General features: G+C 70.6%; 7 protein-coding genes. 3 read left to right on the forward strand and 4 right to left on the reverse strand.

The genetic code is table 11. From position 1 onward, the window contains the following. Window positions 1-181 precede the first annotated feature (181 nt). From QZV94_RS21150 to QZV94_RS21160, 3 genes are all read right to left on the reverse strand, one after another. Window positions 182-1,129 carry a methyltransferase domain-containing protein gene (locus tag QZV94_RS21150; RefSeq protein WP_293681570.1) on the reverse strand — a complete coding sequence of 316 codons (948 nt, stop codon included), beginning with the start codon at window positions 1,127-1,129 and terminating at the stop codon, window positions 182-184. A gap of 36 nt (window positions 1,130-1,165) precedes the next feature. Then, on the reverse strand, window positions 1,166-3,079 hold the full coding sequence (locus QZV94_RS21155; RefSeq protein WP_293681573.1) for a glycosyltransferase family 2 protein: 1,914 nt from the start codon (window positions 3,077-3,079) through the stop codon (window positions 1,166-1,168). 65 nt (window positions 3,080-3,144) lie between these two features. Beyond that, window positions 3,145-4,584, reverse strand: coding sequence for a DEAD/DEAH box helicase (locus QZV94_RS21160; RefSeq protein ID WP_293681576.1), 1,440 nt, complete (start codon window positions 4,582-4,584; stop codon window positions 3,145-3,147). Window positions 4,585-4,961: 377 nt separating this feature from the next. Here QZV94_RS21160 and mutT point away from each other — a divergent pair, with 377 nt between their 5' ends. The 3 genes from mutT to QZV94_RS21175 are packed head-to-tail and all read left to right on the forward strand — an operon-like array spanning window position 4,962 to window position 6,347. After that, window positions 4,962-5,381 carry an 8-oxo-dGTP diphosphatase MutT gene (gene mutT / locus QZV94_RS21165; protein WP_293681579.1) on the forward strand — a complete coding sequence of 140 codons (420 nt, stop codon included), beginning with the start codon at window positions 4,962-4,964 and terminating at the stop codon, window positions 5,379-5,381. After that, complete coding sequence (locus QZV94_RS21170; protein WP_293681582.1) at window positions 5,381-5,797, forward strand: secondary thiamine-phosphate synthase enzyme YjbQ; 417 nt, start codon at window positions 5,381-5,383, stop codon at window positions 5,795-5,797. The genes mutT and QZV94_RS21170 overlap by 1 nt, the downstream gene beginning before the upstream one ends. 46 nt (window positions 5,798-5,843) lie before the next feature. Next, complete coding sequence (locus tag QZV94_RS21175; RefSeq protein ID WP_293681585.1) at window positions 5,844-6,347, forward strand: CinA family protein; 504 nt, start codon at window positions 5,844-5,846, stop codon at window positions 6,345-6,347. Here QZV94_RS21175 and QZV94_RS21180 read toward each other — a convergent pair. Then, window positions 6,344-7,083, reverse strand: a 740-nt coding sequence (locus QZV94_RS21180; RefSeq protein ID WP_293681587.1) for a hypothetical protein, incomplete at its 5' end; no start/stop codon positions are given. The two genes, QZV94_RS21175 and QZV94_RS21180, sit on opposite strands and share 4 nt — an antisense overlap.

The following is a 7,083-nucleotide window of genomic DNA, read 5'->3' on the forward strand; positions in this document are numbered from 1 at the left end:
CCCTCGTCGGCCATTTGGAAGGGCGGCGTGGTCCAGACCAGGAGCAGGCTCGACGTCAGGGCGCAGGCCAGGAACACCCAGGGTGTCGCGCTGCGCAGCCAATCCATGGTCGCTCCCCTACGTCTCAGAGTTGCAAGCTATGCTCCGCCCGAGAAGCGGGGTCGATACGGCGCGGGCGCGGCTAGGGCGCCTGCGTTCTTCGCTGCCGGACCAGCTCGACCATTCGGCGCAGCGGCGCCGTCAGGCGCCAGCTTGTCGAGGCCTCGATCGCCTTCAGTCGCGCGACCGCCGCAGCGCCCTCTGCGGCCAGGAGCTCAAGCTCCTCGGGAAGCTCAAGGGCGGCCAAGCTGCTTGTGAAGGCTGCGCGCCGCTCTCCCGGTTGCATGGCGTCGGGAAGTCGGCGGAGGGCCAGCAGGCACTCGCCGGAGCCCGGAGCGGTGGGCGCCAGAAGCGCGATCTCGAATGGCAGCAGGTCCAGCCGGCTGCCCAGGTCCAGGGCCTGCGCCAGCGACCTGGGGGTGAACACCCAGGCGTGGGCGTCGATGTACTCGCCGTTCGTCTCGGCCTGACGGCACAGGGCCAGCGCTCCCTGGGCCAGGGCCGTGAGTTCCTCCTCGCCGCGGGGCCCCACGTCGGCGGGACGGGTGTCATTGTAGTGGTTGAAGATCTGCCGCGTGTCCGGCCTCCGCAGCCGGCGCAGGTAGGCATCGACAAAGTCGCCGCTGACACTGGGCAGGCGATCGCGGTCGAACGTGAAACGCTTGTCCGGGACCATGAACAAGGCCAGGCCGCCGTCGACGAGCACGCCGGCAATTTCCCCCAACCAGCCGAACAGGTCGGGCACATGCTCGATCACATGGCTGGCGACCACGTAGTCGTAGGCGCGCTGGCCCCCGACGCACTCCAGCAGGCTCCGCTCGCCCCAGATGTGGTCCACCGGGACGATGTCAGCAGGGTCGATGCCGTGCAGGGGGTTCTTGTACCACTCGATCAGCTCGTCTCGGGTGGCTCGGTCGACGTACTCCACCGGCCCCATGGCGCGCGTGACGACCGGCTGGTTGAGCGCCCCGATCTCCAGCCCGCGCTGATTCGCCACGTCGATCAGGGTGAGGAACTCGGCGCGGTCCATGGTCCGGGTGGTAGCGATCCAACCCGGAGGGCGCAATCACCCCGCGTCTGCCGTGAGCCAGGGGGCCTTACGGACCGGTGGCGAGGCGAGGCGGTAGTCGCTGGTGAAGCGATCGAAGGTGGGACCGTAGAACGGATCGTTGTCCAGGACATGGCCCCAGCGCCGGCGCATCACCGCAATCTCCTTATGGAACCGTGCCCGGTGTTCGCCCGCCTCGTCGGCGCCCCGGCTCGCGGATTCGTGGTGGATCAGCTCGGCGAACGGCGTCCAGACGATGTCGTAGCCGCGGGCGCGAATTTTCAGGCAGAGATCCACGTCGTTGAAGGCGACCGGCAGTTCCTCCGCGTCGAACCCGCCCACTTCCTCGAACACGGCGCGTCGCAGGGCCATGCAAGCGGCGGTTACCGCAGAGACGTTGCGGGTCATGGCCAGGTGGCCGTAGTAGCCGCGGTCATCGCGCCCTTGCAGATAGCCCAGGTGGCCGGCCACCGGCGTGGTGTCGCCGACGCCAAGGATGACGCCGGCGTGCTGCACCCGCCCGTCGGGGAAGAGCAGCCGCGCCCCCACCGCGCCGACGTTCGGGCGGACCGCGTGGGCCACCAGCTCGTCGAGCCAGCGGTCGTCCGCCATGCTGATGTCGTTGTTGAGAAGCAGCAGGATCTCACCGCGCGCCTGTGCGGCGGCCTGGTTGTTGAGGGCGGAGAAGTTGAACGGACCCGGAGAGGGAATGAGGCGAACCCGCGGATCGGCAGCCTGCAGGGTTGCGAACAGCGCCCGGGTCTCGGGCTCCACGCTGCCGTTGTCGACGATCAGCAGCTCCAGGTTCGCATAGCGGGTGCGGTTCAGCAGGCCATCCGCGCATTGGGCCAGCAGTTCGGCCCGGTCGCGGGTCGGCACGATCACCGAGACCAGCGGGTTCGGCTCGGGCGGAGCGCGCCGCACATGCAGCCAGGCGGGCAACTCCGGCTGGTTCTCGACCACGGCGTCGTCACCGACGCGGGCCAGGTGCTCGGCCACCGCGCGGCGCGCGGCCTCGGCGCACTGGGCCAGGAAGCTTTCGGAGAAGGACGCCGTCTGGCCTTGCTGGCGCCAGTGGTAGAGCACCCAGGGGATGTGGTGGATGCGTGAGGGCTCGGTGCGTTCGGCCACCCGCAGGGCCAGGTCGTAGTCCTGGCTGCCTTCGAAGCCCTCCCGAAGCCCGCCGACCGCTTCGACCAGGGCGCGACGATAGACGCCCAGGTGGCTGATCATGTTCTGGCCGAGCAGAAGCTCGTAGTTCCAGTCGGTCTTGGCGTGCGGCTCGAAGCGGCGGCCGTCATCGTCGACCTTGTCCTCGTCGGAATAGACCAGGTCAGCGTCGGGATGGCGGTCCAGCAGCGCGGCCACCTCGTAGAGCGCGCGTTCGGACAGCAGATCGTCGTGGTCCATCAGGGCCACGAACTCGCCCGTGGCCAGGGCCAGGGCCGAGTTGGTCGCCGCGCAGATGTGGCCGTTGACCTCGCGCCGCACGATCTTGATGCGTGGATCCGACTTCGCGTAGCGGCTCAGCAGCCGCCATACGGCCGGATCGGGCGAGGCGTCGTCGGAGATGCAGAGCTCCCAGTGCGGATAGAGCTGGCCGCGCACCGACTCGATGGCCTCGCGCAGCAGGTGGATGGGCGTGTCGTAGGCCGGCATCACCACCGAGATCAGCGGCGTCCGTCGCATCCGCGCGACGTGGGCCCCGATCCCAGCACGGTCTGCGTCGCTGAGCGTATCGTAGGCCGCCACCCAGGCCTGATAGGTGGCGGGCGAATGCGCCTCGGTGGACAGCACCGAACGGATGAACCGCGCGCCGAAGGGGGTCTTGACCAACAGCACCGCGAGCCAGTGCACCGGGCGGTGCACCAGGGGAACGCGGCGGATGTGGGTCAGCACATCGGCCGCCAGGTCACGGAAGCGCTTCGGCATTCAGGTCGGGGTCCCAGGCGGCGGGGTGTGCCCCAGCCGCTTGGGCCCTGTCCACCGGGTTTGGGCTAGCGGTTCGACCAGACGCCCGTGGGGGCGCCCGCGCGAGCGCCGCCCGTGCCGCCGCTGCGGCCTGCGCCGCCGCCTCGGCCACGACCGCTGCCGGCCCCGCCGCCGCCGGCGCGGCTCGGACCACGGAATGCGGGCTTATCGCCGGCGGGACGCTCGGCGCCCTCGTGGCGAACGCCGCCGCCACCGCCGTGGTTGCGGTTGCGCTTGGCCTGGTGCTGGCCGCGGTGCGGCTGGCCCCGGGTATCGGCGCGGTCCGGCTTGCCGCCGGTGTCGGGCATCGCGGCGGTGGCCGCGCCCAGGTGGCGGTCGTTGCGGCGGTCGAAGGAGGGGATCCGCTGGCGGCTCACCTTCTCGACGTCCTTCAGGAGGTTGCGCTCGTCATCGGAGCAGAACGCCACGGCGGACCCGCCCGCGCCGGCCCGGGCGGTGCGCCCGATCCGGTGTACGTACGCTTCCGGCACGTTGGGCAGGTCGTACTGCACCACGTGGCTGATCGCGTCGACGTCGATGCCGCGGGCGGCGATGTCGGTGGCCACCAGGACGCGGACCTCGCCGGCCTTGAACTGGGCGAGCGCGCGTTCCCGCTGGCCCTGGCTCTTGTCGCCGTGGATGGCGGCCGCGTCGACGCCTACCTGCTCCAGGCCCTTGGCCACGCGGTCGGCGCCGCGCTTGGTGCGGGTGAAGACGATGACGCGCTTGAACGCCGGGTCATCGAACAGCTCAGCCAACAGGGCGCGCTTGCGCTGCTGTTCGACGAACACGACGCTTTGGTTCACGCGCTCGACCGTGGTGGCCTGCGGGGTGACCGAGACCTTCAGCGGGTTGGGGTTGAGGATCTCGCCGGCCAGCTTCTCGATCTCGGTCGGCCAGGTGGCCGAGAAGAACAGGTTCTGGCGCACCTTCGGCACGAACTTCACGATCTTCCGGATCGGGACGATGAAGCCCATGTCCAGCATGCGGTCGGCCTCGTCGAGGACGAGGATCTCGACGCCCTCCAGGGTGATCGACTTCTCGCCCAGGTGGTCGAGCAGGCGGCCCGGCGTGGCCACCAGCACGTCGATGCCGGGCGCCAGCGCGCGCATCTGGCCGCCGTACTTCACGCCGCCGAAGACGACGGCGACGGAGACGCCCATGTGCTTGCCATAGGTCTTGAAGCTCTCGCCGATCTGCGTCGCGAGTTCCCGCGTCGGAGCGAGGACGAGTACGCGGGCGCTGCGCCGGGGGGCGGGCTTCCGGTTCTCGGAGAGGCGCTGGAGGATCGGCAGGGCGAAGGCGGCGGTCTTGCCGGTGCCGGTCTGGGCGATGCCCAGCAGGTCCTTGCCGGACAGCACGCCGGGGATCGCCTGCGCCTGGATCGGCGTCGGGTCGGTATAGCCCTCGTCAGCCAGCGCCTTGAGCAGCGGCTTGGCCAGGCCAAGGTCAGTGAATTGGGTCAAAGCAGAAATCTTTCGCGTTGCGCCCAGCGCGCCCATCGGATCCTTCCGAGGGCGCGGAGCGCGGGTCTTTGGGGAAGCGCCCCGCGTGATGGGCGAATCTATGGGTCCTTGCGCTCGACAGGCTGAACCTCGTTCTAGAGGTCCCACGCGGCTGGAACGCGGACAGCACTCCGAAGAGCGCAGGGGCCACATCGGCGTTGCGGCGGTTAATGTCAACCCACGGGGTCGGAATAGGCTCGGCCGTGGCGTTTTGGCCGCAGCTTGACGACTGCCGCGCCGGGCCGAGGCCGAGGAGCTGATCGCCGGCGAGCACGGCTTCAACCCCGACCCGCCCGCCTGACGGTTGCATTTCGGCCCATGTCCCGCGAAGAGCGGGCATGGCCGATGCCCAGCCCGCCAAGCCCATAGTCCTCGTCGCCGCCGCGGCGCTGGTGGACACCGACGGCCGGGTGCTGTTGTGCCAGCGGCCGGAGGGCAAGGCCCTGGCCGGACTGTGGGAGTTTCCAGGCGGTAAGGTCGAGGCCGGTGAGACGCCCGAGGCCTGCCTGATCCGCGAACTGGAGGAGGAGTTGGGGATCGTGGTCACCCACGCCTGCCTGGCGCCCTTCGTCTTCGCAAGCCACAGCTACGACAGCTTCCATCTCCTGATGCCGCTCTACCTCGTGCGCCGCTGGGAGGGCTTCGTCCGCGCCCGCGAACACAAGGCGCTGGCCTGGGTGAAGCCCAAGGACATGGACGCCTATCCGATGCCGCCGGCCGATCCGCCCCTGGTGGCGTGGCTGCGGGACCTGATCTGATGCGCCAGGCCGCCCGCATCCTCAGCGTCGAGACGCCGGGGCCGGGGCTGCACGAGATCACCCGCGACGTGGCGCGCTGGGCCCACGGTCAGGGCGTGACCACGGGCCTGCTCACCCTCTTCTGTCGTCACACCTCAGCGTCCCTGCTGATCCAGGAGAACGCCGACCCGGACGTGGCTCGGGACCTGGAGGACTGGGTGGCCAAGGTCGCGCCCGAGAGCCCTGCCTACCGCCACCAGGATGAAGGGCCCGACGACATGCCCGCCCACCTGCGCACCGCGCTCACCGGCGTGCAGCTCTCCATCCCGCTGATCGACGGGCGCCTGGCGCTGGGGACCTGGCAGGGCGTCTACCTCTTCGAGCACCGCGCCCGGCCCCACCGCCGCGAGGTGGCGCTGCATCTGTCTGGAGATTAGGGTCTGTCAGGCGATCAGCCATCCGGCATCGGTTTTTGGAGACGGTATGCACGACATCCTCGCCCTGGGCGCCCGCGCCGGCGCGTTGCTCAAGGAACGACGCGAAACCGTCGCCATCGGTGAAACCTCGGCCGGCGGCCTGATATCCGCAAGCCTGCTGGCCGTTCCGGGCGCATCGGCCTACTTCGCCGGCGGCGCGATCACCTACTCCGCCAAGTCGATACGCGGCCTCGCGGGGATTTCGCTGGAGCAGATGCGGGCCGATGGAATCCGTTCCAGCTCCGAGCCCTATGCCCTGCTGCTCGCGACCGAGATCCGAGCTCGTCACGGCGACGTCAGCTGGGGCCTGTCCGAGACCGGGGCCGCGGGGCCGAACGGCAACGGCTATGGCGACCCGTCCGGTCACACCTGCATGGCGGTGGTGGGCGAACGGACCGTGGTGCGCACGTTGCGCACCGGGTTGGACGACCGCGTCGCCAACATGTGGGCGTTCGCGGAGGCCACCCTGCAGCTCTTCGTCGAGGTGCTGGAAGGTCGCGCCGGGACCTAGTCCGCGCTGGCCCGCCGGATACGCGCCGGCCGCGTCGCCTCGATCATGCACTGGCCGGGGTCGGTCATGGCGTGCACGCCCAGGCAGTAGACGTCCTCGTAGTGGGTCCCGGCGGCCGCCAGGCACTGGTGGAAGTTGAGCTTGGCGCGGCGCAGGCAGTCGCTGCTCCTGGGTTCGCTCATGAGCGGTCGCGCCGCGCCGTTCTGGCCCAGCACCGTCAGCGCCGCGACGGCGACCGCGCGAGACACCACCGGGCTCGACCCGCTGCGGCGTCCGGTCTCGTCCAGTGAGGCCGCCAGCCGGGCGCGGTCGCCGGTCTCGGCTCGGTAGCCGGCGGCGGCCTTCACCGCCGCCAGCCGCTGGGGCCCGTTCGACAGCCGCGCCCGCGACCAGTGCTGGTGCTGCACGCTGTAGGAGGCCTTCTTCACCCGCGCCCCGGCGGCGGCCAGCGCCTCCCCACGGCGGGTGAGGGCGGCGTTGGCGCGGCCGGCGGCGGCGGAAGCGCCCGGCAGGTCCAGCACAGCATCCGGATTGGCGGCGAGGCGCCGCGACAGGCCCGCGCCGTTGGCCCGCACCGCGGCCACAAAGCCAGGTTCCTGCATCGCCGCCATGGCCGCGTAGGCGATCATCCCGCCCTCCAGCTGGCGCGGCTCGTAGCCGGCGCCGGCCAGCAGGCCGGAGTTGATCTGCCCCGGCCCCGCGAAGGCGCCGTCGATGGCGGAGGCGCGGCGGGTGT

The sequence above is a fragment of the uncultured Phenylobacterium sp. genome (assembly GCF_902826855.1).
Taxonomy (GTDB): domain Bacteria; phylum Pseudomonadota; class Alphaproteobacteria; order Caulobacterales; family Caulobacteraceae; genus Phenylobacterium.

Excerpts from the sequence above, each read along its gene's own strand:
- QZV94_RS21170 (WP_293681582.1), top strand. The coding sequence starts at position 5,381 with ATGCGCCAGGCCGCCCGCATCCTCAGCGTCGAGACGCCGGGGCCGGGG.
- QZV94_RS21175 (WP_293681585.1), top strand. The coding sequence starts at position 5,844 with ATGCACGACATCCTCGCCCTGGGCGCCCGCGCCGGCGCGTTGCTCAAG.
- QZV94_RS21150 (WP_293681570.1), bottom strand. The coding sequence starts at position 1,129 with ATGGACCGCGCCGAGTTCCTCACCCTGATCGACGTGGCGAATCAGCGC.
- QZV94_RS21155 (WP_293681573.1), bottom strand. The coding sequence starts at position 3,079 with ATGCCGAAGCGCTTCCGTGACCTGGCGGCCGATGTGCTGACCCACATC.
- mutT (WP_293681579.1), top strand. The coding sequence starts at position 4,962 with ATGGCCGATGCCCAGCCCGCCAAGCCCATAGTCCTCGTCGCCGCCGCG.